The sequence below is a fragment of the Aliirhizobium sp. YIM B11859 genome (assembly GCF_057163345.1).
On record NZ_JBXHAY010000002.1, the window covers coordinates 693,314 to 715,193 of the forward strand.

Below are 21,880 nucleotides of genomic sequence, written 5' to 3' on the forward strand. Positions count from 1 at the left end.
TAAGCCTTAGACCGCGGAAAAGAAGATCGGCTACCGGACGATGTAGCGGTCGGTGCGGTGGTTGATGGCGAGCGTCAGGTTAAGCGTCAATGCGGCAGCGACCGAACAGGCGATGACGAAGGGGCCGGCGACAAAGAAGGACAGGACGAGCACGACGCAGTCCAGTCCCAACTGGACGAAGCCCGCACGCCAGCCGAACCTGTCCTGCAGATAAAGCGCCAGGATGCCGAAACCGCCGAGCGAGGCGCGGTGGCGGAACAGGACAAGCATGCCGCAACCGATCAGCAGGCCGCCGAAAAGCGCGGCGGTGATCGGCTCGAGGCTGCCGAAGGTGATGAGCTGCGGCAGGACACCAGTCAGCACCGAGGTGAGCGCCACGGCGGCAAAGGTCTTGACCGTGAAAACAGCGCCGAGACGTTTATAGGCGAGCCAATAGAATGGCAGGTTCATGGTGAAGAAGGCCAGGCCGAAGCTGACGCCGGTCGAATAACGCAGCAGAAAACCGAGGCCGGCGGTGCCGCCGATCAAGAGATGGGCCGCCTGCAGCATGATGACACCGAGGGCTGCGAGCATGGAGCCGGCAATGACGCCCTGGATATCCTCGATGATCGAATGTCTTTCCGTCGAGGAGGCCCAGAAGCCGATCGGGCTTTTCTTCTCGGAAACACGTGTCATCAGCGCACCGCGATATACCGGTCGGACCGGTGGTTGATGGTGAGAAGCAGGTTGAGGACCACGGCGCTCAGAAGCGACCACATGACCGTCACCGGGCTGACGACGAAAAAGGCGGCAGCCATGACGCAGAGATCGAAGGCGAGCTGGACAAGGCCGGCCGGGATCTTGAACCGGTCCTGAATGTAGATTGCCAGAATGCCGATGCCGCCGAGCGAAGAGCGGTGACGGTAAAGCCCGAGCAGACCGAAGCCGAGCAGAATGCCGCCGAGAAGGGCCGTCCAGAACGGGTCGAGATGGCTGAAAGTGATGAACCGGTGTTCCAGTTCCGCAATGATCGATACCAGCCCGATGGCGACGAAGGTCTTGAAGGAAAACCCGATGCCGAGCCTGCGGATCGACAGGTAATAGAACGGCAGGTTGACGATGAAGAAAAGCAGGCCGAAGGACCAGCCGAAAGCATAATGCAGAAGAAAGGCAACGCCCGCGATGCCGCTGGTCAAAAGTCCGACCTGGTTGAGCATATAGAGACCAAGGGCTGCGACCATGGCACTGATGAAAATGCCCTGCGCATCCTCAAGCGGCGTATGACGCGCCGGATCCATGCTGTAGAAGCCCAAGCGGCGCTTCTGTGCGCCCTGTTCGTCAGCCAAATTCGTCCCCTTTTTTTGCGGCGATTGTGCATCGCGATAGCGGCTTCTTCAAGCGCCATCAACACGGCGTGATGGGGGGACGCAAAATCGCAAGAAAACGCCCATTCAGGCTGTTTTGCGCGACACAATCATAATGCCTTCGACCGGCTTTTCGGCATCCATGCGAATGGTGGTGCGCTCCAGGTTCAGCAATTCGAACCGGTGGCGGGCAAGAGCCAGGCGAAGATAGGCTTCGGTATGGGCATAACGCAGGCTGTCACGCAGCACCAAGCCGTGTACCTGGTTTTCCTCGTCGAGCGCATCCTCTACCGAAAAGGCAAACAGCCCGTCTTGGGCAAGCAGGCCGCTCGCCAGCAGGAAGACGTTTTCCAGGGAGCCGAGATACATCATCACGTCGGCGGACGACACGAGATCGGCACGGTGCGCAGGCAGGTTCGGGCCGAAAAGACCACTCTCATCTGCCGCAAGGTTCAAGTCGGTCTGGCCGAGATGGTCGTAGAGGCCCTTTTCCTCGGCCTTGGCCAGCATGTTCTGGGAGATGTCGAAACCTTCCAGCCGCAGGCTGAGCCCGCGAAGTTCGGCGCCGAGCAATCCGGTGCCGCAACCGAGATCAATCGTCAGCGCAAACGGCCCGTGCGGAGCAACGAGCGCTGCCAGCTTGCCGGGAATGGAATAATGAAGCTTTTCGACGAGCGACGTTTCAAAGCGGTCGGCGTATTGGTCAAACAGGCTTTCGACATAACGGCTCGGCGGCTGGTCGGGCGTATTTTCGGCACCGATGACCGCGAGTTTCAGGGTCGAACCGAAGACATCGTCCGGTTCAAGCTGCAGGGCCTGACGATAGGCGTGTTCCGCACTTCCAAGCTCGGCCTTCTCGCGATATTCGCCAAGGCGGAACCAGCCCGCGGCCCAGCCGGGCGTCAGTTCAAGTGCCTGCTCCATCAGTTCGGCAGCGGCAACGAAGTCCCGCCCTTCCGCCAGCATGCGGGCATAATCGGCGCGACGGTCGGCGATCACGTCACCGGAAGAGAACTGGCTCATCTTTTATTGTCCTGAAGTGTCGCCGGTCATTGCCGAAGCCACAAAAAAACTCAAGTTCTATTTGAGGAGCGAGCCAGAGTGACTATCTGAAGGTTGAACGCCGCTGCTGCTGCGGCTATGGCATCTGGACGCAACGGAGACGATCGAGAATGGCGGACGGCATGAACAGGTTCCTCGGCGATTCCATCGGTCGCACGATCATCAAGCTGATCGTCGTGTGTCTCATCGTCGGTTTCGTGCTCGCCTTCTTCGGCTTCACGCCCGACAATATCGTCGACAGTATCCGATACTACTTCCTCGACCTCTGGTATAACGGTTTCCGCGCGCTCGGACGCGTCGGCGACTATCTGCTGCTTGGCGCGATCATCGTTATTCCAATCTTCGTCGTCCTTCGCCTGATGAGCTATCGCCGCTGACATGACTGGAAATGCTGTTTCTTCACGGCGAGGTTTTCTCGCTCTCTCCGGCCTGACACTGGCCGGAACAGGCCTGATGCTGGCCGGCTGTTCCACCACGACGGCGCTTGCGCCGACGCCGGGTTCGAAAGACGATACCGTGGCAGCGTTGCCGATGGTCAACAAGCTCAGGGCCAGCAAGGGGCTTTCCGCGCTGACGCTGGATGCACCGGCCCGCACGGCAGCGGCCATTCAGGCGATCCGGATGGCCAAGGCCGAGGAGATGAAACACCTGATCGGGATCGGCGACGATTTCGGCGCCCGCATGAAGCGCAGCGACGTCAAGCTTCCGGCGGCGGAAAACATCGCCAGCGGCCAGCATTCGGTGGAAGCCGCGGTTCAGGCCTGGATCGATTCCCCCAAGCATCTGGAAAACATGCTCGGACACTATCGTGGCCTCGGCGTTGCCATGGCGACAGCTGCGGACGGGCGTTCCTACTGGTCGATGGTTCTGTCCGGCTGACGCCGAAAGACTGAGGCGGGGGCTTTTCACATGTCGGGGACGATGGGCCAACAGTCAGGCGAGCATGGCGGCACCGGCGGCGATCCGGCAATGCGCCCGTTCACGGTGACCCACAAGGCCGTGCTGTCGATCGCACTGCCCATGACGCTCGGTTACCTCACAACACCGCTGCTCGGGCTTACCGCAACCGGCGTCGTCGGCAGGCTCGGTGATCCGGCAGCACTTGCGGGGCTTGCCATCGGCGCCATCCTTTTCGACCTCATCTTCGGCAGTCTGAGCTTCTTTCGTACCTCGACCACCGGGCTTACGGCGCAGGCCTATGGCCGGGGCGATGGCCGAGAGGAGCAGGCCGTATTCTGGCGCGCCTTCATCAGCGCGATCGGGCTCGGCCTGATGATGCTTCTTGCGACACCGCTGATCATTGCCCATGCGCCCGGACTGATGACGGATGATGCAGCCGTCGGCGACGTGACGCGACATTATTTCGGCATTCGGGTGTTGAGCAGCCCGGCGACATTCATCAATTTCGCCATTCTCGGTTATGTGCTGGGACGCGGCCAGGGCATGACCGGGCTTGTGCTGCAGATCGTCATCAACGGCAGCAATATCGTCCTGTCTATCCTGCTCGGGCTGCATTTCGGCTGGGGCGTGGACGGGGTTGCATGGGGCACGGCCTGTGCCGAGACGATCGGCGCCCTGGTCGGGCTGGCAATCGTTTTTGCGCAGCTTCGGGCGATACCGGGCAACAGACCAAGCCTTGCCGAAATTCTCGACCGAGACCGGCTGAAAGCGTTGTTCCAGCTCAATGCCGACATCCTGATCCGCACGCTGGTGCTCAACAGCGCCTATGCGATCATCACCCGGATAGGCGCCAGCTTCGGCGCCGTGACGCTTGCGGCCAATGCGGTGTTGATGAACGTCTTCATGCTGTGCTCGTTTTTTCTCGACGGACTGGCGGGCGCGGCCGAGCAACTGGCCGGGCGCGCCATCGGTGCGCGCTACCGCCCGGCCTTCGACGAGGCACTGAAACTGACGGCCCTGTGGTCTTTTGCCATGGCGGGACTGCTCGCGTTGTTCTTCGTGATCTTCGGCGCGGATATCATCGCGCTGTTGACGACATCGGAGCCGGTGCGCGCCGAGGCGCAGGCGCATCTCGGCTGGGCAGCGCTGACCGGCATTACCGGGGCGCTCGCCTTCCAGCTAGACGGCGTGTTCATCGGGGCGACATGGTCACGGGCGATGCGCAACATGATGCTGGTTTCGCTTGCCGGCTTCTGCATCAGCCTTGCCGTGTTCGTGCCGGCTTTTGCCAATCACGGCCTGTGGCTGTCGCTCAACCTTTTTCTGGGCATGCGCGGCCTGTTGCTGCTCGCCATGCTGCCATCGAAGATTCGCCAGAGCTTTTAGCTAGATTGTCAGAGAGGCCCAGTGATCGACGCGGCTATCGCGCAGATCGCGGATCGATTTCACGCCTTCGCGGTCGAGAAGCTTCGACAGCCCGCGGGTGATGGCGCCCGGCAGGCCCGGGCCTTCATAAACCATGCAGGAATAGACCTGGACGAGATCGGCACCGGCGCGGATCTTTTCCAGTGCATCCTCGGCACTGCCGACACCGCCGACGCCGATGATCGGCAGGTCGGGACCGACGCGCTTGCGCATGCGTGCAAGAACCGCCGTCGAGCGGGCAAAAAGCGGCGCGCCGGACATGCCGCCCGCCTCCTTCGCCTGGACTTGATCCTTCAGGCCCTCGCGCGACAGGGTGGTGTTGGAAACGATCAGGCCGTCAAGCTCATGCGCCAGCACTTCGGCGGCGATATCGTCCAAACCTTCCTCGGTGAGATCCGGCGCGATCTTGAGAAAGACAGGCACTTTTCGGCCCGACTTCTGCGCCTCTTCATTGCGCGCGGAAAGCGTTGCCGACAGAAGTGCATTCAGGCTTTCGCGCGCCTGCAGGTCGCGCAGGCCGGGCGTGTTGGGAGAGGAAATATTGGCGGTGAAATAGGAGGCGACCGAGGCGAAGCGGCGAATGCCGGCGACGTAATCGGCGATCCGGTCTTCGCTGTCCTTGTTGGCACCGATATTGACGCCGATAATTCCGCCGGTGGCGCCCCCGCGGCCGATCTTCGACAGGCGCGCGAAGGCGGCTTCATGCCCCTCGCTGTTGAAACCGAAGCGGTTGATGACGGCCCTGTCCTCGACCAGCCGAAACAGCCGCGGCTTCGGATTTCCGGGCTGCGGCTTCGGTGTGACAGTGCCGATTTCGACATGGCCGAAACCGAGTTTCAGCAGCGTCTCCGGCACTTCGGCATTCTTGTCATACCCAGCGGCAAGGCCGATCGGATTGTCGAAGCGGATGCCGGCTATCGTCTGCGCCTGGCGCGGGTCCGGCTTCGGGGCGCATACCGGTGTGATGCCGGTCTTCAGCGCGGCGATCGACAGGCCATGGGCGGTTTCGGGATCAAAGACGAAAAGACTGCGGGAGGCAATTCCCGCAAGGCGGCCGATCATGGCATTTTCTCCGGAAAGGCATGCTGGCCATCAACGCCGATCAGAAGCGGCATTTCCCAAAGGACGGCCGTCAGCGGCAAGGTGCCATAAAGGTGAGGAAAGAGATCGCCGCCGCGGGACGGCTCGAATCTCAACGCCTCCCCGAGGGCGAGTGCATTGACGGCCACCAGGATCAACCCGGTCAGGCCGGAAAAATGCAGCCGGGCCGTTTCCCGCGCCTGGATACCCGTCGAAAAATGGATGTAGCCGTCACGGTGGTCGATCTCGGCGCCATCGAAGACACCCTTGGTCTTGGCGTCACGCCAAATGCTGTCCGGCACGATTTTGTAAACGGTATCCGTCATCACACATCTCCAGAGCGAGACTGGCCTCGTGATCATCAGGCCTTCGAGAACTTTGGGCGCCGCAAGCCGTTAACCCCGACAGGCGGCGGGTGCCGACCGTTTGCCGCAAAGGAAGCCAAATGTCCATCACTATCGGAGGAGACAAATATGCGCAGATTGGCAATCATCGTGGCCGGCCTCGTTCCGGCAGCATTGCTCGCCGCCGGTGGGGTGGAGGCGCAGCAGCGGTTTCAACTGGAGCGGACGGACCAGGGGATCATACGACTGGACACCGAGACCGGCGCCCTGACGACATGTCATGACCAGAACGGCGAACTGACCTGCCGGATGGCTCCGGACGAACGGGCCGCCTACGAGAAGGAACTCGACCTTCTGGAAAAGCGGGTGACCGCGCTGGAGGAGCGCCTCAGTCAGACGCCTCCCGACCAGCTGCCGGGCGACGCCGAGGTCGACCGGTCGCTTTCGATCATGGAGCGGTTCATGCGAGCCTTCATGGGGATCGTACGCGAATTCACGGACGGGAAGCCTGAGGAGCCGCAACCGGATCGGACCTGAAAGAGACTCGTGCCGTCTGCCCGGATCGCCATTGTCGCAAAACCGCGACACATTGCGGCAGACGAGGCTGTGATGACGCAAAAGTCCACAGGCCGCGCCTGAACGGCGCCCTTGTTTCGAAACGTCAAGAAGGTTACAAATTTAGGCAAGGCCTTGAGGAGGGCCCCGGGATATCCATCCCAGCACAACTATGCCTTTGGGAGGAGGCGTGGGAATGCAGACATTCACAATCATCATCGCAGACGACCATCCCTTGTTTCGCGGCGCGCTCGTCCAGGCCCTGCAGGCCATGGCGGAGGATGTCGTGATCATCGAATGCGGCGAGTTTTCCGCCGCACTCAAGGCGGGCGAGGATAATCCCGACGCCGACCTTTTGCTGCTCGACCTCGCGATGCCGGGCGTCAGCGGCTTTTCCGGGCTGATGACGCTGAGAGCACAGCTTTCGACCTTACCGATCGTCATCGTCTCTGCCACCGACGACTGTGCCACCGTGCGCCGATCGATCGAGCTCGGCGCTTCGGGTTTCATTCCGAAATCCTCGGGCCTCGACGATATCCGCAACGGTATCCGCACGGTGCTCGAAGGCGGCATATTCATGCCCGGCGGCGATGCCGGTCCTGCCGACGACGACCCGGCGGTGAACGAGATCTTCGACCGGCTGAAAACGCTGACGCCGCAGCAGAACCGGGTCCTGACGATGCTCGCGGAGGGGTTGCTCAACAAGCAGATCGCTTATGAGCTCGGCGTTTCGGAGGCAACGATCAAGGCGCATGTTTCGGCCATCCTGTTGAAGCTTAATGTCGACAGCCGCACCCAGGCGGTGATCAAGCTCGGCAAGATCAATATGGCGATGGTGGCGTAAGACCGATAAAAGGATTTTATTCCTCTCATCCCTTTACGCCGGGAGGCTGCTCGGCTAAAATCCCGATTGCCGGAGACGATCGTTTCCGGCACCAATGCAGGCTGGCAGATGCCGGCTGCTTCACGTTTGGCCGACGCCTTGGCACCATGCTGCTCCGATCGATTGCGATCCATGCCGATTGACCGGCAGCGCAGGAGGGCCAGGGCAAGGTGCCGGGCAAAGACCGGGGCATGAGCCACGATGCTGTCACATGATGCCATATGGAGCGCGATCGACAGGCTGGCCGAGGGTCATCAGCTGACGCCTTCCGGCCTTGCGAGAAGAGCGGGTCTCGACCCGACATCGTTCAACCGGTCCAAGCGGCTCGGCCCCGATGGACGGCTGAGATGGCCATCGACGGAATCGATCTCCAAGGTGCTCGACGCCACGGGCGCGACGATCGACCAGTTCATGAGCTACCTGCCGGCAAGCGGCCGCAACCAGATCCCCGACGGCAGCTTTCCGCCGCAGGCCGGCACGATCCCGCTGCTCGGCTTCGCCCAGGCGGGGGCCGGCGGCTTTTTCGACGATGGCGGATTTCCGGCCGGCCAGGGCTGGGATGTGGTGGAATTTCCGGTGGACCCGTCCCGCAAGGCCGGCGTCTACGCGCTCGAAGTGCAGGGCGAATCGATGATGCCGCTTTATCGCGATGGCGACGTGCTGATCGTCGAGCCCGGTGCACAGGTGAGACGCGGCGACCGGGTGGTGTTGAAAACCCGCGAGGGCGAGGTGATGGCCAAGGTTCTCGCCCGCCAGAGCCCACGTAGCGTGGAAGTGATGTCGCTCAATCCCGATCATCCCAACCGGGTGTTCGAGCTTTCCGACGTGGAGTGGATGGCGCGCATTATCTGGGCAAGCCAGTGAGGCACGCGGCAGACCGCTTTTGCGGGACGGCGGACAGGCTTGGAGCGGATCAGGTTGCGGTTTCGCCTGGACGGAGACTGGCTCCCCAACGGGATGAGGAACAAATTCCCAGACCTCAATAGAGGCCGTTGGGGAAATAACGCAGGTAGAGATCCTGCAGCCGGCCATTGCGCGACAGCTCCGCCAATGCCTGATCGAAGGCTGAGACGAGAAGCGGATCGGTTTTGCGGACCATGACCGACAGGCCCTCCCCGAGAAACCGCTCCGACACATAAGGTCCGTCGAACAGGGCGCAGCATTTCGCCGAAGCCTCGCTCGACACCCAGAATGGTAGCCGCAAGCCGTCGGAAAAAGCGAGATCGACGGCCCCGTCCTTCAAGGCTGCCGTCATCTCCTGCTCGGTCGCAAAGGGAACCGCCGTGACGACCGGAAAGAAGGCTTTCAGCATCGCTTCATGGGCGCTGTCCTTCACCACGCCGACACGCTGGGTGGTCAGAGCGGCGGCAGTATCGCCCGGCATGACCATTGCCCGCCTTCTGGCAAAACGGGCCGGAATGCCGATATAGGGGCGCGAAAACAGAAAACGCTGGCGCAGTTCCGGTGTCACGGCAATGCCGGCCATGACCGCCTCGCCGCCATTGGCCTCAAGGGTATTTTCGAGGTCCTCGAAAGGCAGCGCCTGGATCTGGCATTTCGCCTCCAGTTTCAGCTCGGCGCAGATTTCGCGGGCAAGATCGACGTTGAAGCCGGACAGCCGACCGGTCTGGTCGGCGAAATTGAAGGGCGGAAAGTCGACTGTGGTCAAAATGCGGATGCGAACGACGGCCGACAGATCGGGCCGCGCCAGCCGCTCGCGATTGTCGAACATCAAGGGAAGTGTACCTGCCGCATCGCTGCCATTTGCAGCCTGAGGCTCGGCCGCCGGCACCTTTGCGGGTATCAAAAACATGACCGCAACCCCGAGGCAAGCTGCCAAGAGATTGCGTGCCCCCTGCCAAACTGGGGATGTAATCATCCGGTGCCCCTTTATGATGCCATGCGGGATAGGGTCGGGCGTCCCAGCCGGGATGCCTTAGGGGACGGTGTAACAGAACCATGCGCATCGGGGAATATCCGCCGCAGGGGGCGGTAGCTTGCGACGATCGTTTGGCCGCGGACGGCGGCACGGCGGAACAGACAGAAGACCAAACGACAGAACCGGATTTGTTGGTATCAGAACCCGGTGCGCTGGCGGCACTCGGCTTTTCCAAGCCGATGATTGCTGCCTTGCGCGAGCGTGCGCTTGCCAATGGCACCTCGCTGGAAGCCGAACTGCTTGTCTCCGGTGAAGTTCACGAGGCTGCCTATTACGGTGCGATCGCGCGACTTTTGCGACTGCCCTTCGTGGACGAGATCGATGCCGACCTGGTGAAGGACGCGTCAGGGCTCGACAGCCAGCTCAAGCGGCCGACAATGGTGCGTCTCGCCCACCGCAATCGCTCGCCGGAGACTGCGATCGTGCCACAGGCGGGCAGGCTCGCAGCGCTCGCCGCCGCACTCGCCACCATGCCGCTTCTCGGGCGCGACCTGCTCGTCACCACCCCCTCCGCCATCCGCCGTGCGGTCTGGTCGGCAGGTGCAGGGCGACGTGGCCGGCAGGCGAGCAATGCCCTTTTCGAAACGCTGCCGCATTTTTCGGCGCGGGTGGTGATGTCGGGTGGGCAAGGCTTCACCGCCGGGACGATTGCCGCGACGACAGCGGCGGCACTGCTGATCGCACCGATGCCTGCTCTTTTTCTCCTGCATGTGGTGTTGTCGCTGACCTATCTCGCGTCGATGCTGCTGCGGCTGGTGGCGCTGGCGATCAAGATGCAGCGCCCTGCGGCGGCAGGCGGGATCGAGATGCCGCCCGGGCCGCTGCCGCGCTATACGGTGATGGCGGCGCTTTACAGGGAGGCGCCGGTCGCCGGTCAGCTGGTGGCGAGCCTGTCGCGGCTCGACTGGCCGCATGCGCTGCTCGAGATCAAGCTGATCTGCGAAGAGGATGATGCGGAAACGATCCGTGCGATCGAGGCGCTCAATCCCGGCCCGCTGTTCGAGATCGTCAAAGTGCCACCAATCGGGCCGCGGACAAAACCGAAGGCGCTCACCTATGCGCTTTCCTGCGCAAGCGGCGAATATCTGGCGATCTTCGACGCGGAGGACCGGCCGCATCCGCATCAGCTGCGCGAGGCCTATGCGCGCTTTCATGCCGGTCCGCCGGAACTTGCCTGCCTGCAGGCGCCGCTGATCATCGCCAATCCCCGGCAATCCTTCATCAGCGCGCTGTTTTCACTGGAATATTCGGCGCTGTTCCGGGGGCTTCTGCCGCTTCTGGCGGAAAAGCGGATGCCGCTGCCGCTGGGCGGGACCTCCAATCATTTCAAGACGAAGATCCTGAAGGACGCGGGCGGTTGGGATCCTTTCAATGTCACCGAAGATGCCGATATCGGGCTTCGCCTCTATCGGCTCGGCTACCGATCCGACGTGATTACACGGCAGACGCTGGAGGATGCACCGGTCGAGATACGGGTATGGATGGCGCAGCGCTCCCGCTGGTTCAAAGGTTGGTTGCAGACATGGTTGGTGCTGATGCGCGAACCTTTGAAACTGATGCAGCAGATGGGGCCGACCGCCTTTTTCACCTTTCAGCTTCTGGTGGGCGGCATGCTGGTCTCCGCCCTGCTCCACCCGCTGATCTTCATCTTTCTCTGGCTCGGGGCCTCAGCCCTTCTGGACGCACCGAAGGAAGACCTGCCGCTGGGAACGCTGTCGCTGTTCGCCATGGATTTCGTCAACATTCTCGGCAGCTATCTGATCTTTCTGGGGCTTGGCGTCGGGTCGATGATCGACCACGAGAAACGACTGATCGGCTGGCGCTGGGCTCTTATCCCTTTTTACTGGCTGATGATATCGGCGGCCAGCTGGCGGGCGGCGATCGAGCTCAAAACCAAGCCATTCCACTGGAACAAGACGCCGCATACACCGTCCACGAAGGCATGAAACCTTGATGCGAACCTTACGGGCCGGCGAGAAGCGCCTTCATGCGTGGATCATCGGCGGTTGCGCCGCTGAAATCCTGGACATCGGGACCGCCCGGATCAAGCGCATACCAAAAACCCTGATCGGGCGTGTGATAGCCTTGTTGCCCGGCATAGACCCCGAACCAGGTGTAGCCGGTCCAGACATCCTTGTTGTTGCCAAGATAGGCCAGCATGTCGGAAAGCTCGCGGTAGCAGGCCTCGTTGCGTCCAACCGCGAACTCACCGAGGAAAAGCCGCTGGTTGTTGGTTCGTGCCCAGTTGGTCGCATCGACAAGGCTCGAGGCGCCCGATCCGGGAATGCAGGTCTCTTTCTGGCCGGCGCTATAGTCATCGAGATATCTGTGAACATCGATGACCATGTTGTTGCCGGGATCGCGCACCAGCGCACCAAGCGGGGTACCGCGTTTCTCGCCCGACCAGGAAAGGTCATAAGCAAAGCCGAGGCCATCCAGGAGGACCGTGTTGGTGGCGCCAGTCGCGCGAATTTCCTTGAGAACCGTGTTGTAGGTAGCAGCCAACGTCGGACCATCGACATCGTGCGGTTCATTCATGATGCCGAACATGATCTTCGGGTTCGACTTGAATTTCTCCGCGAGCCTCACCCACAGATCGGCGAAATGAAAGGCCGAGACGGCGGGGGTCTCGCCGATGATGACCTCCTGCTTGGGAACGGGGCGGCTCGGGCGTTTTTCGAAACTGAGATCGAGGCGCATGAAGTTATGAACATCGATGATGACCGAGGCACCGGCGCCGGTCAGGAAATCGACTTCCTTCTGCAAAGCGGCGACGACCGTCCTGTCGAGATCGCGACCGAGCCTGGGCTGCAACCATTCCCAAGGCACGACGACGCGGAAAACCTTCATTCCCTTGCCGAGATAATAGTTCATCCCGGCCGGCGTCGCCCAGGTGGTCGAGTTCGAATAAAATGCATGATTGCCGACAAGATTGACGCCGCGCCCGAACTGGAAGTCGTCAGCCAAAGCCTGGATAGTGGTGCCTGAAAGGCCGATCAGGACCGCCAACGCACCCAGAAACTGCCGCATGTCATTTTCCTCAAACTTCGAGTGTCGACCAATTGCCCCTGCACCGGTCATCGCGACCTGGCATGCTTCCGGCTTCACTTTATTGCGCCGCACCCAAATCGCAAGTGCAAGCCTGCCGACAGTGGCGCATCGCCTTATCGAAACCGCCCAAACCAGGATACCTTCAAGATCACTCTTCCGCAGGAATGACTGCCATGCGGTATTTTTCGAGTGAATATCACAATTCTACTTTCGGTATATTCGAGAAGGCGGTACGCTACCGATACGGAATTCCACAAAACCGACATTCTAGAATCTCTAAACTTCAATCAGCTCAACAAGTTCTGAAAAGATCCATTTCTCTTTGCGAGATAACGACAGACGGGATGGTAAACCATGCGTATCCATCTGACATCGAAACTTATCGACTGGGTCGAATATGACGCGATTTCCTCGCGGATGACGCTGTTCATGACCAACGGGCAGGTTCGCGAATTCTACGAAGTTCCCGCCTATGTGGTTGACGATCTTCGCGATACGAGTTCGCCGGGAAGCTATTACATGCGGCTGATCCGCAATCGCTACCCGAGGCCTTCGTGAATCCTCCCGCCACGGAGAAAGCCGCCTTTCCATCAAGACTGCATGTGTCGGATGGACAGCTCTCATTCCCCTGGCGCGGGGGATCGCCCTCCGGCCTATAACTTGAGTAGCGCGCCATCCGGGTGAAGGATTGGCGTTGGCAATCAGCCGTCCATGCGTCCACCTGCGTCCCGCCACCTGCCCGCCGTCCGATAGGATCTTGGCACTTGACCCACGCGGCTTGCAGCGCCGAATTAAACTAGATAAAACCACTCAGATTATATCGCTATCCGGTGTAGGACGACGTCTGCGCAGCGAAAAACGAGCTTGCGAGTTTTCCTGCACGCATAGTCGGCAATTGTTCGCTGAAGTGGATTGGGAAATTGAACTTCTGGCACTCCATGGTCTGGAAAACCGATGGGATACAGGTCGTTGAACCGGTGAAATGGCGATGCCTGGATGGCCTTGTCAGCGTGCTTTGGGAGGCGGAAAGCCAACCCGGCGCCAGTGGCTATTATCTGGCTGAAGATCCGCGCATCATGATCTTCTTCAACGACGTTTCGTCACGTGTCAGGATTTCCAACGAGAACGGCGACTTCTCGCGCGATCATCGGCCGATGACGCGGGCGATCTATATTCCGGCCGGCATGCCGATGTGGACGAACAGCCGATCACAGCACCGTTTCTCCCATCTCAACCTGCATATTCACAAGGACAGGCTGATGCGGTTTCTGGCACCGTCGATCGGCAGTTCGGCGGCGGCGGCAAGCTTGCGTCGCCCGGTCGAAATCCAGGACATCGGACCGATCGAGACGCTGGCCGACCTGCTCGTCGACGAAATTGCCACTCCATCCCGCCACGCGGTTTATGCGGAAAGCCTGGTGGGCAGCATCGTCACCGGATTGCTCGATATTCCGCATGCAGAGAACCGGACCGCCAACGGGCGCCTGACCCAGGCGCAGATGAACAAGCTTATCGCCCGGGCAGATGCTTCCAGCGATTGCCGGTTGACGATCGCCGAGATGGCCGGGACTGTCGGGTTGTCGGAAAGCTGGTTTGCCAATGTCTTCAAGCAGACGACCGGGAAGACGCCGCTGCAATGGCAACTCGGCAAGCGCATCGAGCTTGCCAAGAAGCTTCTGCTTGAACGGGATCTGGCTGTGGCGGAGATCGCGGCACATCTCGGCTTCACCGACCAGGCGCACCTGACCAAGGCATTTCGGCAGGTCGTCGGTGATACGCCGGCCGCCTGGCGGCGGATGCAGGAAATCGATTAACGACCAGCGCAAAGCGCCTCCAGATCCAAACGCCCTCTTCAAGAAAGAATGGCCCGCCCGACTGATGCCGGGCGAGACCTCATGCCGTTACCAGGTCTGTCGAAGCGTCGCGTAGATCGTCCGGCCCTGATTGTAATACACACCACCCGAATCCTCGTTGGTGATGTGCTTCTCGTCGAACACGTTATTGACGTTCAGCTGGAAGCTGGTGTTCTTCTGGATGTTGTAGGTGAAGGCCGCATCGAAGACGACGGCGCTGTCGGATTTTCCAGAATTGGCGAGATCGAAGTAATAGGAGTCGATGTAGCGGGCACCTACACCAAAGGTCATGTCGCCGCGAATGCCTTCGCCTTGCAGCTTGTAGGTGCCCCAAAGGGACGCGATGTGCTTTGGCACCCGCATGAGGCGGTTGCCGTCATCGCTCTGGCCGGGATCCTCGACCTTAGAGTCGACGTAGTTGTAAGCGGCGATCAGGTTGATGTCGTTCGTCACCTCCGCCTTGGCTTCAAGCTCGATACCGCGATGGCGGACCTTGTTGACGGTCGCCGGCAGATAGGTGACGCCGTCATAGACGGTGATATTGCCCTTGGTCAGGTCATAGATCGACGCGGTGAACAGAGCCGGGAAGGCGTCCGGGCGGTATTTGATACCCAGTTCGTACTGCTTGCCGGTGGTCGGATCGGTGCCGACACCGGGAGGGGCGGCAGATTCGGCGTAGCTGGCATAGGGGGCCAGTTCATCGGTGATCTTGTAGCTGACGCCGATGCGCTTGGTGAACTTGCTGCTGCTGTCGGACGTCGTGCCGGCGCCGAACAGGTCGGTCTCGCTGAGATCGAACCAGTCGTTGCGTGCGCCGAGGCTTACCGTCAGCCGGTCGTCAAAGGTGAAGTCCTGCTGCAGATAGATCGCCTTGGTCTTCTGATTGTCCCGCGTGCCGTAGCTCGGCGCGGTCGAGGCGGGCCCGCCGGAATAGACCGGGTTCAGCCAGTTGATGGGTGGAGCGGACGGATCATAAAGGCCGTAATTTTCCGATTCGAAATGGTTGTATTCCACTCCGCCGAGCGTGCGGCTTTCGACATTGTCGAAGCTCGTCTCGTAAACCAGATTGGCATCGATGATGAACTGTTCGGTGGTCGTATCGCTGCCGAAGTAATAGCGGTCGGCGATATTCGAGCCATCGGTGCGCGTATTCGACAGATAAGCGCTGCCGAAATTGTTGCGCCCCTTGGAATAACGAGCCGTGGAGCCGAAACTCAAACCGTTACCGAAGTCGTGGTCGAACTTCAGACTGTAGGTGTTGCGGTTGGTGTTCATGAAATAGTAGTCCGGCTCACCGAAGAAATCGCTCCGGTCGAAATCGCTACCGAGCGGTTGGCCACCACTGCCGGGCACACCTTCCCTGCTCAGGTGATCGAAGACGAAGGACAGGCTGGTCATGTCGGTCGGGCGCCAAGTCAGGCCACCCATGATGAACTTCTCGTTGTTTTTCGAGTAGTCATATTCTGCGTCGGCGTTCTGCAGTTTGGTCGTCAGGCGATAGGAAAGCGTGTCGTCGTCGGTGATGTTGTCACCGAAATCCAGGCCGGCTTCCTTATGGCTGTAGGAGCCGCCGGTAACGTAAGCCTCGCCGAAACGTTCGGTCTTGGGCAGTTTCGTCACATAGTTGATAGAACCGCCCGGCTCAGCTGCACCAAAGCCGGCAGAGCTGGTCCCCTTGAGCACCTCGATGCGCTCGAAGGCATAGGGCTCTTCCTTGGTGCCGCCGAAGGTCCGGCCGATCGCCAGTCCGTCGCGGTATGTATAGGGCTCGAAGCCACGGATATTGATGTAATCATAACGGTCATCGCCGCCGTAATAGCCGGTATTGACGCCGGCAGAATAGCGCACGGCCTCGACGATACTGGTGGTGCGGCGCTCCTCCATTTCCTTGGAGGTGATGACGGAAACGGCGGCGGGTGCCACGAGGATATCGGTCGGCATCTTGCCAACGCCCGTCGTTTCCGTCGCGACGATCGAGTTGGAATCGTTGCTGGTGTCCAGCACCGTGCGGGATCCCTTGAGGACGATCGGCGCAAGCGTGGTGCCGGAACCGGCGGTTGACGCGTCGGCATCCTGGGCTGCAGCAAATGTCGGCACTAGCGCGGCGAGCGCCGTGCATCCGAGCAGCACCGTCCTCCTGTAGCGATCAAGGACCCGTCTCGGATTTTCGCTCGTGCGTTCTGTGTTCATGTCCATCTTCCAACATTGATCCGAAGATTGCGGGCTTCGGGAGGAAACCGCCGCAACCGATATCTGGTGAGGAGAAGAATGGCCTGCGCTCGAACTTGCCGGGATGATCGCACGTTGTCTCTCGATCCCGTCGACCGCAAAAGCCCCCAATTTGTGTCCCCGACAATGCCCTAACTTGAGTAGCATTATCCAGTATTGTAGTTTTTCAGAGTTTTGTAGGATTCAACGGAAATTTAACGAAAGATTCCAGCCCGGCGACGCATCGCCGTTGACGCCGCCGGCTTAACCTGAAAGTGGAGATCCACTTATCCCGATACAGATGCGGAGGGCGCGCCATGCTGCCATTCATCACTTCACTCGTGCGGGCGGTGACCATTTCCTGCATGCTGTTCGTTGCAGTCGGTTCCGCAGGGGCCGCCGACGAGCAAACCTATCCGATCACCATCAAGCATGCCTTCGGCACCACGGTGATCACCAAGAAGCCGGAGCGGGTGGCGACGGTCGACTGGGCGAATTACGAGGTCCCTTTGGCGCTTGGCATCGTGCCGGTGGGTATGGCGAAAGCGAATTTCGGCGATGACGACGGCGACGGGCTGCTGCCCTGGGTCAAGCAGAAGCTGAGCGAGCTTCATGCGCCGACCCCGGTTCTTTTCGACGAGGGGGACGGCGTCGATTTCGAAGCGATTGCAGCGACCCATCCCGACGTGATCCTGGCCGCCTATTCCGGCATCAGCAAGTCGGATTACGAGACCTTGAGCCAGATCGCCCCAGTGGTCGCCTATCCGGATTCACCATGGTCGACCGACTGGCGCACGACAATCCGGATGAACAGTCTCGGCCTCGGCATGCCGGCCGAAGGCGAGGCGCTGATCACCAAGATCGAGGCGGAAATTGCCGACGCCGTTGCCGATCACCCGGAACTGCGTGGCAAAACGGCGATGTTCATCACCCATCTCAACGCGTCGGACCTCAGCACAATCAATTTCTACACAACGAACGACACACGGGTAAAATACTTCGCCGATCTTGGCCTCACCTCGCCGAAAAGCGTGCTGCAGGCCTCCCAGCCGGGCAAATTCGCCGGCTCTGTCAGCGCTGAACGGATCGACGATTTTGATGATGTCGATATCGTCGTCACCTATGGTGATGCGAAACTCCTGCATGCGCTGATGGCAAACCCGCTGACATCGAGAATGGCGGCAGTCAAGCGTGGTGCGCTGGTAACGCTGCCGGGCAGCACCCTCGGCACGGCCGCAAATCCGACGCCACTATCCATCTCCTGGGTGCTCAAGGATTATGTGGCGCTGCTTTCAGAAGCCGCCAAGAAACCCAAATGACTGCGAGCCGAATGCCATCTCTCGCCCGGCCGATTGTTGCATCGGGCCGCGGGAACCGCAGCGTGTGGCTCATTGCTCTCGTCGTGCTTCTCGTTCTGCTCAGTGCCGCATCTGTGACGGTCGGCACACGGGACGTCGGCTGGATCGACATCACGCTGGCGCTTCGCGGCCATGTCGACACGATCGGACAGGCGGCGGTGGCACTCCGCATTCCGCGCACGCTGCTCGCGCTGCTGGCCGGTTCCGCGCTTGGACTTGCGGGCGCCATCATGCAGGGGGTGACGCGCAACCCGCTTGCGGATCCTGGTATTCTCGGCGTCAATATGGGCGCCTCGCTTGCAGTCGTCGTCGGCGTGGCGTGGTACGGCATGACATCGGCTTCGGCCTATATCTGGACGGCGATCGCGGGTGCAGCGCTTGCCGCCACTTTCGTCTACACGATCGGCTCGCTCGGACGCGGCGGCGCGACACCTTTGAAACTCGCGCTTGCGGGTGCGGCAACCTCTGTCGCCTTTTCCTCGCTGGTGATCGCCATCGTCCTGCCGCGCGGCGACATTGCCGGCGGCATCCGTTCCTGGCAGATCGGCGGCGTGGGTGGAGCGACCTTCGAACGGATCGATCCCGTTCTTCCCTTTCTCGCCGTCGGCTTCGCTATCAGCCTCCTCTCGGCCCGCAAGCTGAATTCGCTGGCGCTTGGCGACGAACTGGCGGCCGGGCTTGGCGAGAGGGTCGTGCTGGCACGTGCCACGGCATCGCTCGGCGCCATTCTGCTTTGCGGTGCCACGACGGCTGTCTGCGGACCGATCGGCTTTCTCGGCCTCGTCATCCCGCATGTATGCCGAATGCTCGTCGGCGTCGATCATCGCTGGCTTTTGCCGTTCTCGGCCCTCAGTGGCGCCTGCCTGCTCCTCGCAGCCGATATCGTCGGGCGTATCGTTGCACGGCCGGCCGAACTTGATGTCGGCATCATCACCGCGCTGATCGGGGCACCTTTCTTCATCTGGATCGTCCGGCGCCAGAGGGTACGCGAACTTTGACGACAATCTCCCCGACCTCCTCCCCGGCTTCGTCCCCCTGCGGCACGCTCGGCATCATCGTTGCCAGCCGGCACCGGCGGCGACGCAAATACCGGCTGGTGATCGCGGTGCTGGCGATCCTGATTGCCGCGTTCTTCGCGCTGACGCTATGCCTCGGGCAATCGTTCACCCCGCCGGGGGAAGTGCTGCGTGTGCTGATGGGAGAGAATGTGCCGGGCGCGAGCTTCACGGTCGGCCAGCTCCGGCTGCCGCGCGCCGTGCTGTGTGTGCTGGCGGGGCTGAGCTTCGGGCTCGGCGGCGTCGCATTCCAGATCATGCTGCGCAATCCGCTGGCGAGCCCCGACATCATCGGCATCAGCTCCGGTGCCAGTGCTGCGGCGGTATTTGCCATCGTCGTTCTGTCGCTGAAGGGGCCGATCGTTTCGGTTCTGGCGGTCTCCGCCGGGCTCGGTGTCGCGCTTGCGGTCTATGGCCTTTCCTTCCGCAACGGCGTGGCCGGCACGCGGCTCATCCTTGTCGGCATCGGAGTATCGGCGATGCTCGAAAGCGTCGTCTCCTACATCCTGTCGCAGGCGCCGGCCTGGAGCCTGCAGGAGGCAATGCGCTGGCTGACCGGCAGCGTCAACGGCGCGCAGCTCAACCAGTCGATCACGCTCGCTTTGGCGCTGGTCGTCTTCGGCGGCCTGCTGATCAGCCGCGGACGTGATATCGAAGCGCTGAGACTTGGCGACGACATGGCGGCGGCGCTGGGTGTGCGGGTTTCGGCAACACGGGTGATCGTCATCGTCGCGACCGTCGGCCTGATCGCCTGCTCGACGGCGGTGACCGGCCCGATCGCCTTCGTTGCCTTCCTGTCCGGGCCGATCGCCGCGCGCATTGTCGGTGACAGCGGGCCACTTCTTTTGCCGGCTGCACTGGTCGGTGCGCTTCTGGTGCTTGCCGGCGACTATGCCGGCCAGTTCCTTCTCGCCAGCCGTTATCCGGTCGGCGTCGTCACCGGCGCACTCGGCGCGCCCTATCTGATCTACCTCATCATCCGCGTAAACCGGGCCGGAGGCTCGCTATGACCGCCTACTCACCGCTTGCTCACTCCTTGACCGTCAATGGGCTTTCCGCCGGATATGGCGACAGCGATATCCTGCGCGACCTCGACATCAAGGTGCCACCGGCAAGGATCACGGTCATTGTCGGCGCCAATGCCTGCGGCAAGTCCACGCTGCTGAGGTCGATGTCGCGGCTGCTCGTGCCGCGCCATGGCCAGGTCCTGCTCGACGGAAAATCGGTGCATCAGACACCACCGCGGGAACTCGCACGCAAGCTGGGCCTCCTGCCCCAATCTCCGATCGCGCCGGAGGGTATCACCGTGGCGGATCTCGTCAGCCGCGGACGCCATCCGCATCAAGGCCTGTTCTCGCGCTGGACGCACAAGGACGACGAGGCGGTGCAGTCCGCCCTCGACGCGACCAAGACCGCCGATCTGGCGGACAGGCCGGTGGACGAGCTTTCAGGCGGCCAGCGGCAGCGGGTGTGGATCGCCATGGCGCTGGCGCAGCAGACGGAAATCCTGCTACTCGACGAGCCGACGACCTTTCTCGACATCAACCACCAGATCGAGGTGCTGGACCTGTTGACCGACCTCAACCGGGCGCGCGGGACGACCATCGTGATGGTGCTGCACGACCTCAACCTTGCTGCCCGTTATGCCGATCATCTGGTGGCGATGGCGAACGGCCGCATCCATGATGCCGGCACGCCCGAGGCCGTACTGACGGAAGAAAATGTGCGGCAGGTGTTCGGTCTCGAAAGCCGGGTCATCACCGATCCCACCTGCGGCCGGCCGATGATGCTGCCGCTTGGGCGCCATCACGTCATCGCTGCGCCCTGATCAACGCCAGTGGTCAGCAACCCAAGGGGTCTTGCGGATGAAGTGGCGCAAATACTGGAAGAACCCCTTGTCTTTCCGCTTCTGCGGATCGAAGACGCCGGCGATATGCTCAAGCGGGCTTTCGGCCGGCGCATTGTAGCCGTATCGCCCCTCTATGGCATGCTGAGGCAGGAGACCGCGCGGGAATATGACGACGCGGGCGCTCGACGGCAGTCTCGGCACGAGCAGATAGTTGAGCGGGAACGGCCAGCGGCAATCCTGACGGAAGTGCAGTACCCATTTGCGCGGGAAAAGCTTGATGCCACCTGGGGCGCAGCGGCTGACATAGCGCTGCTCATAACGGTAAGTATCGGCTACCCATTGCGGGTTTTCCTTGAACTTTTCCTGCAGCGGCAGGAGCTTGCCGACCGGGAAGCGGAACAGCGAGGTCTGGCCCAGCCGCTCGAAGGGCGTCGTCTGGTTCTTTGCAAGGACAATGTCGTCGCCGTCGCCAAGTTCGAAGAAGGGATCGAGAGAGGAGACGATTACCAGGTCGAGGTCAAGAAACAGGACCGGGCCCTTGAGCGAGCCGAGCGTCGGCCCCCAAAGACGCGACTTCGGCCAGATGCCGCGGGTATTGACCGGCATCTCGACTTCGATCGGCGGCAGGTCTTCGCAGAGGATTTCCGGATGAAGCCCTTCGCGATTATCGGTGAAGCAGGTGAAGGTGAAGGGTGGAGTGATGTTCCGTTCCACCATGTTGTAAAGGCGGTTGATGAACGGCGCACCGTATTTCGTCCCCCAGCTGATGCAGATGACCTGCTTGACGCCACCGCTTGCTGCCAAAACTGCCGAGCTCATCCAGGAACATCCATTTCCGGTTATACCAAGCCCCAACGCCGAGAGGGTTCCCAGCCCCCAAAGGCAAAGCTTGCCGGTGCGGGGTGAAGCCTCCGATGGCAGGTGCATCGCTTGTCTTCCTCTGTGGGGGGCTGTATTCGACTGGCGTCGGAAATA

At 61.2% G+C, this 21,880-nt stretch carries 22 protein-coding genes; 13 read left to right on the forward strand and 9 right to left on the reverse strand.

What is annotated here, in order from left to right; genetic code table 11:
* Positions 1 to 30: 30 nt before the first annotated feature.
* The 3 genes from AC2GXZ_RS09555 to AC2GXZ_RS09565 all read right to left on the reverse strand — a co-directional run bounded on the left by AC2GXZ_RS09555 (position 31) and on the right by AC2GXZ_RS09565 (position 2,366).
* Positions 31 to 675, reverse strand: a complete 645-nt coding sequence (locus tag AC2GXZ_RS09555) for a YitT family protein (RefSeq protein ID WP_483758918.1) — start codon at positions 673 to 675, stop codon at positions 31 to 33.
* Complete coding sequence (locus AC2GXZ_RS09560) at positions 675 to 1,277, reverse strand: YitT family protein (RefSeq protein WP_483759392.1); 603 nt, start codon at positions 1,275 to 1,277, stop codon at positions 675 to 677. The genes AC2GXZ_RS09555 and AC2GXZ_RS09560 overlap by 1 nt, the downstream gene beginning before the upstream one ends.
* Positions 1,278 to 1,430: 153 nt before the next feature.
* Positions 1,431 to 2,366, reverse strand: coding sequence for a class I SAM-dependent DNA methyltransferase (locus tag AC2GXZ_RS09565; protein ID WP_483758919.1), 936 nt, complete (start codon positions 2,364 to 2,366; stop codon positions 1,431 to 1,433).
* A gap of 149 nt (positions 2,367 to 2,515) precedes the next feature.
* Here AC2GXZ_RS09565 and AC2GXZ_RS09570 point away from each other — a divergent pair, with 149 nt between their 5' ends.
* Genes AC2GXZ_RS09570 through AC2GXZ_RS09580 form a run of 3 tightly spaced genes read left to right on the forward strand, consistent with a single transcriptional unit; the run spans position 2,516 to position 4,691 of the window.
* Positions 2,516 to 2,782 carry a DUF6460 domain-containing protein gene (locus tag AC2GXZ_RS09570; protein ID WP_483758920.1) on the forward strand — a complete coding sequence of 89 codons (267 nt, stop codon included), beginning with the start codon at positions 2,516 to 2,518 and terminating at the stop codon, positions 2,780 to 2,782.
* 1 nt (position 2,783) lies between these two features.
* Positions 2,784 to 3,284 (forward strand): CAP domain-containing protein, encoded by a 501-nt coding sequence (locus AC2GXZ_RS09575; protein WP_483758921.1) that lies wholly within the window; start codon positions 2,784 to 2,786, stop codon positions 3,282 to 3,284.
* 42 nt (positions 3,285 to 3,326) lie between these two features.
* Positions 3,327 to 4,691, forward strand: coding sequence for an MATE family efflux transporter (locus AC2GXZ_RS09580; protein ID WP_483759393.1), 1,365 nt, complete (start codon positions 3,327 to 3,329; stop codon positions 4,689 to 4,691).
* Here the strand turns inward: AC2GXZ_RS09580 and AC2GXZ_RS09585 are convergent, their stop codons facing one another.
* Both AC2GXZ_RS09585 and AC2GXZ_RS09590 read right to left on the reverse strand, forming a co-directional pair.
* On the reverse strand, positions 4,692 to 5,792 hold the full coding sequence (locus AC2GXZ_RS09585; protein ID WP_483758922.1) for a quinone-dependent dihydroorotate dehydrogenase: 1,101 nt from the start codon (positions 5,790 to 5,792) through the stop codon (positions 4,692 to 4,694).
* The gene (locus AC2GXZ_RS09590; RefSeq protein ID WP_483758923.1) at positions 5,789 to 6,136 is read right to left on the reverse strand and encodes a DUF952 domain-containing protein; all 348 of its coding nucleotides are present in this window, start codon (positions 6,134 to 6,136) and stop codon (positions 5,789 to 5,791) included. The genes AC2GXZ_RS09585 and AC2GXZ_RS09590 overlap by 4 nt, the downstream gene beginning before the upstream one ends.
* A 147-nt stretch (positions 6,137 to 6,283) precedes the next feature.
* Here AC2GXZ_RS09590 and AC2GXZ_RS09595 point away from each other — a divergent pair, with 147 nt between their 5' ends.
* The 3 genes from AC2GXZ_RS09595 (at position 6,284) to AC2GXZ_RS09605 (ending at position 8,456) form a co-directional block, all read left to right on the forward strand.
* Entirely contained in the window at positions 6,284 to 6,691 is a 408-nt protein-coding gene (locus tag AC2GXZ_RS09595) for a hypothetical protein (RefSeq protein WP_483758924.1), read from the forward strand.
* Between the two features lie 214 nt (positions 6,692 to 6,905).
* Positions 6,906 to 7,553, forward strand: a complete 648-nt coding sequence (locus tag AC2GXZ_RS09600) for a response regulator transcription factor (RefSeq protein WP_483758925.1) — start codon at positions 6,906 to 6,908, stop codon at positions 7,551 to 7,553.
* Positions 7,554 to 7,793: 240 nt separating this feature from the next.
* Positions 7,794 to 8,456: a S24 family peptidase gene (locus AC2GXZ_RS09605; protein ID WP_483758926.1), complete on the forward strand. Its 663-nt coding sequence runs from the start codon at positions 7,794 to 7,796 to the stop codon at positions 8,454 to 8,456.
* Between the two features lie 115 nt (positions 8,457 to 8,571).
* Here AC2GXZ_RS09605 and AC2GXZ_RS09610 read toward each other — a convergent pair whose 3' ends face one another.
* Entirely contained in the window at positions 8,572 to 9,405 is an 834-nt protein-coding gene (locus tag AC2GXZ_RS09610; protein WP_483758927.1) for a transporter substrate-binding domain-containing protein, read from the reverse strand.
* Positions 9,406 to 9,662: 257 nt separating this feature from the next.
* Here AC2GXZ_RS09610 and AC2GXZ_RS09615 point away from each other — a divergent pair, with 257 nt between their 5' ends.
* Positions 9,663 to 11,477 carry a glycosyltransferase family 2 protein gene (locus tag AC2GXZ_RS09615; RefSeq protein ID WP_483758928.1) on the forward strand — a complete coding sequence of 605 codons (1,815 nt, stop codon included), beginning with the start codon at positions 9,663 to 9,665 and terminating at the stop codon, positions 11,475 to 11,477.
* A 16-nt stretch (positions 11,478 to 11,493) separates the two neighbouring features.
* Here AC2GXZ_RS09615 and AC2GXZ_RS09620 read toward each other — a convergent pair whose 3' ends face one another.
* Positions 11,494 to 12,561 carry a glycoside hydrolase family 5 protein gene (locus tag AC2GXZ_RS09620; protein ID WP_483758929.1) on the reverse strand — a complete coding sequence of 356 codons (1,068 nt, stop codon included), beginning with the start codon at positions 12,559 to 12,561 and terminating at the stop codon, positions 11,494 to 11,496.
* 375 nt (positions 12,562 to 12,936) lie between these two features.
* Here AC2GXZ_RS09620 and AC2GXZ_RS09625 point away from each other — a divergent pair, with 375 nt between their 5' ends.
* Both AC2GXZ_RS09625 and AC2GXZ_RS09630 read left to right on the forward strand, forming a co-directional pair.
* On the forward strand, positions 12,937 to 13,140 hold the full coding sequence (locus AC2GXZ_RS09625) for a KTSC domain-containing protein (RefSeq protein WP_483758930.1): 204 nt from the start codon (positions 12,937 to 12,939) through the stop codon (positions 13,138 to 13,140).
* Positions 13,141 to 13,502: 362 nt separating this feature from the next.
* Positions 13,503 to 14,396 (forward strand): helix-turn-helix domain-containing protein, encoded by an 894-nt coding sequence (locus AC2GXZ_RS09630; RefSeq protein ID WP_483758931.1) that lies wholly within the window; start codon positions 13,503 to 13,505, stop codon positions 14,394 to 14,396.
* Between the two features lie 87 nt (positions 14,397 to 14,483).
* On the opposite strand, the gene AC2GXZ_RS09635 is transcribed toward AC2GXZ_RS09630, so the two are convergent.
* The gene (locus AC2GXZ_RS09635; protein WP_483758932.1) at positions 14,484 to 16,625 is read right to left on the reverse strand and encodes a TonB-dependent siderophore receptor; all 2,142 of its coding nucleotides are present in this window, start codon (positions 16,623 to 16,625) and stop codon (positions 14,484 to 14,486) included.
* A gap of 383 nt (positions 16,626 to 17,008) precedes the next feature.
* Between AC2GXZ_RS09635 and AC2GXZ_RS09640 the strand changes: the two genes are divergently transcribed.
* The 4 genes from AC2GXZ_RS09640 to AC2GXZ_RS09655 are packed head-to-tail and all read left to right on the forward strand — an operon-like array spanning position 17,009 to position 20,884.
* Entirely contained in the window at positions 17,009 to 17,962 is a 954-nt protein-coding gene (locus tag AC2GXZ_RS09640; RefSeq protein WP_483759394.1) for an iron-siderophore ABC transporter substrate-binding protein, read from the forward strand.
* Positions 17,959 to 18,999 (forward strand): FecCD family ABC transporter permease, encoded by a 1,041-nt coding sequence (locus AC2GXZ_RS09645; protein ID WP_483758933.1) that lies wholly within the window; start codon positions 17,959 to 17,961, stop codon positions 18,997 to 18,999. The genes AC2GXZ_RS09640 and AC2GXZ_RS09645 overlap by 4 nt, the downstream gene beginning before the upstream one ends.
* Positions 19,000 to 19,052: 53 nt before the next feature.
* A complete protein-coding gene (locus AC2GXZ_RS09650; RefSeq protein WP_483759395.1) occupies positions 19,053 to 20,066 on the forward strand; it encodes a FecCD family ABC transporter permease in 1,014 nt (337 codons plus the stop codon).
* A complete protein-coding gene (locus AC2GXZ_RS09655) occupies positions 20,063 to 20,884 on the forward strand; it encodes an ABC transporter ATP-binding protein (protein WP_483758934.1) in 822 nt (273 codons plus the stop codon). The genes AC2GXZ_RS09650 and AC2GXZ_RS09655 overlap by 4 nt, the downstream gene beginning before the upstream one ends.
* Here AC2GXZ_RS09655 and AC2GXZ_RS09660 read toward each other — a convergent pair whose 3' ends face one another.
* The gene (locus tag AC2GXZ_RS09660) at positions 20,885 to 21,724 is read right to left on the reverse strand and encodes a glycosyl transferase (protein WP_483758935.1); all 840 of its coding nucleotides are present in this window, start codon (positions 21,722 to 21,724) and stop codon (positions 20,885 to 20,887) included.
* Between the last annotated feature and the right edge of the window lie 156 nt (positions 21,725 to 21,880).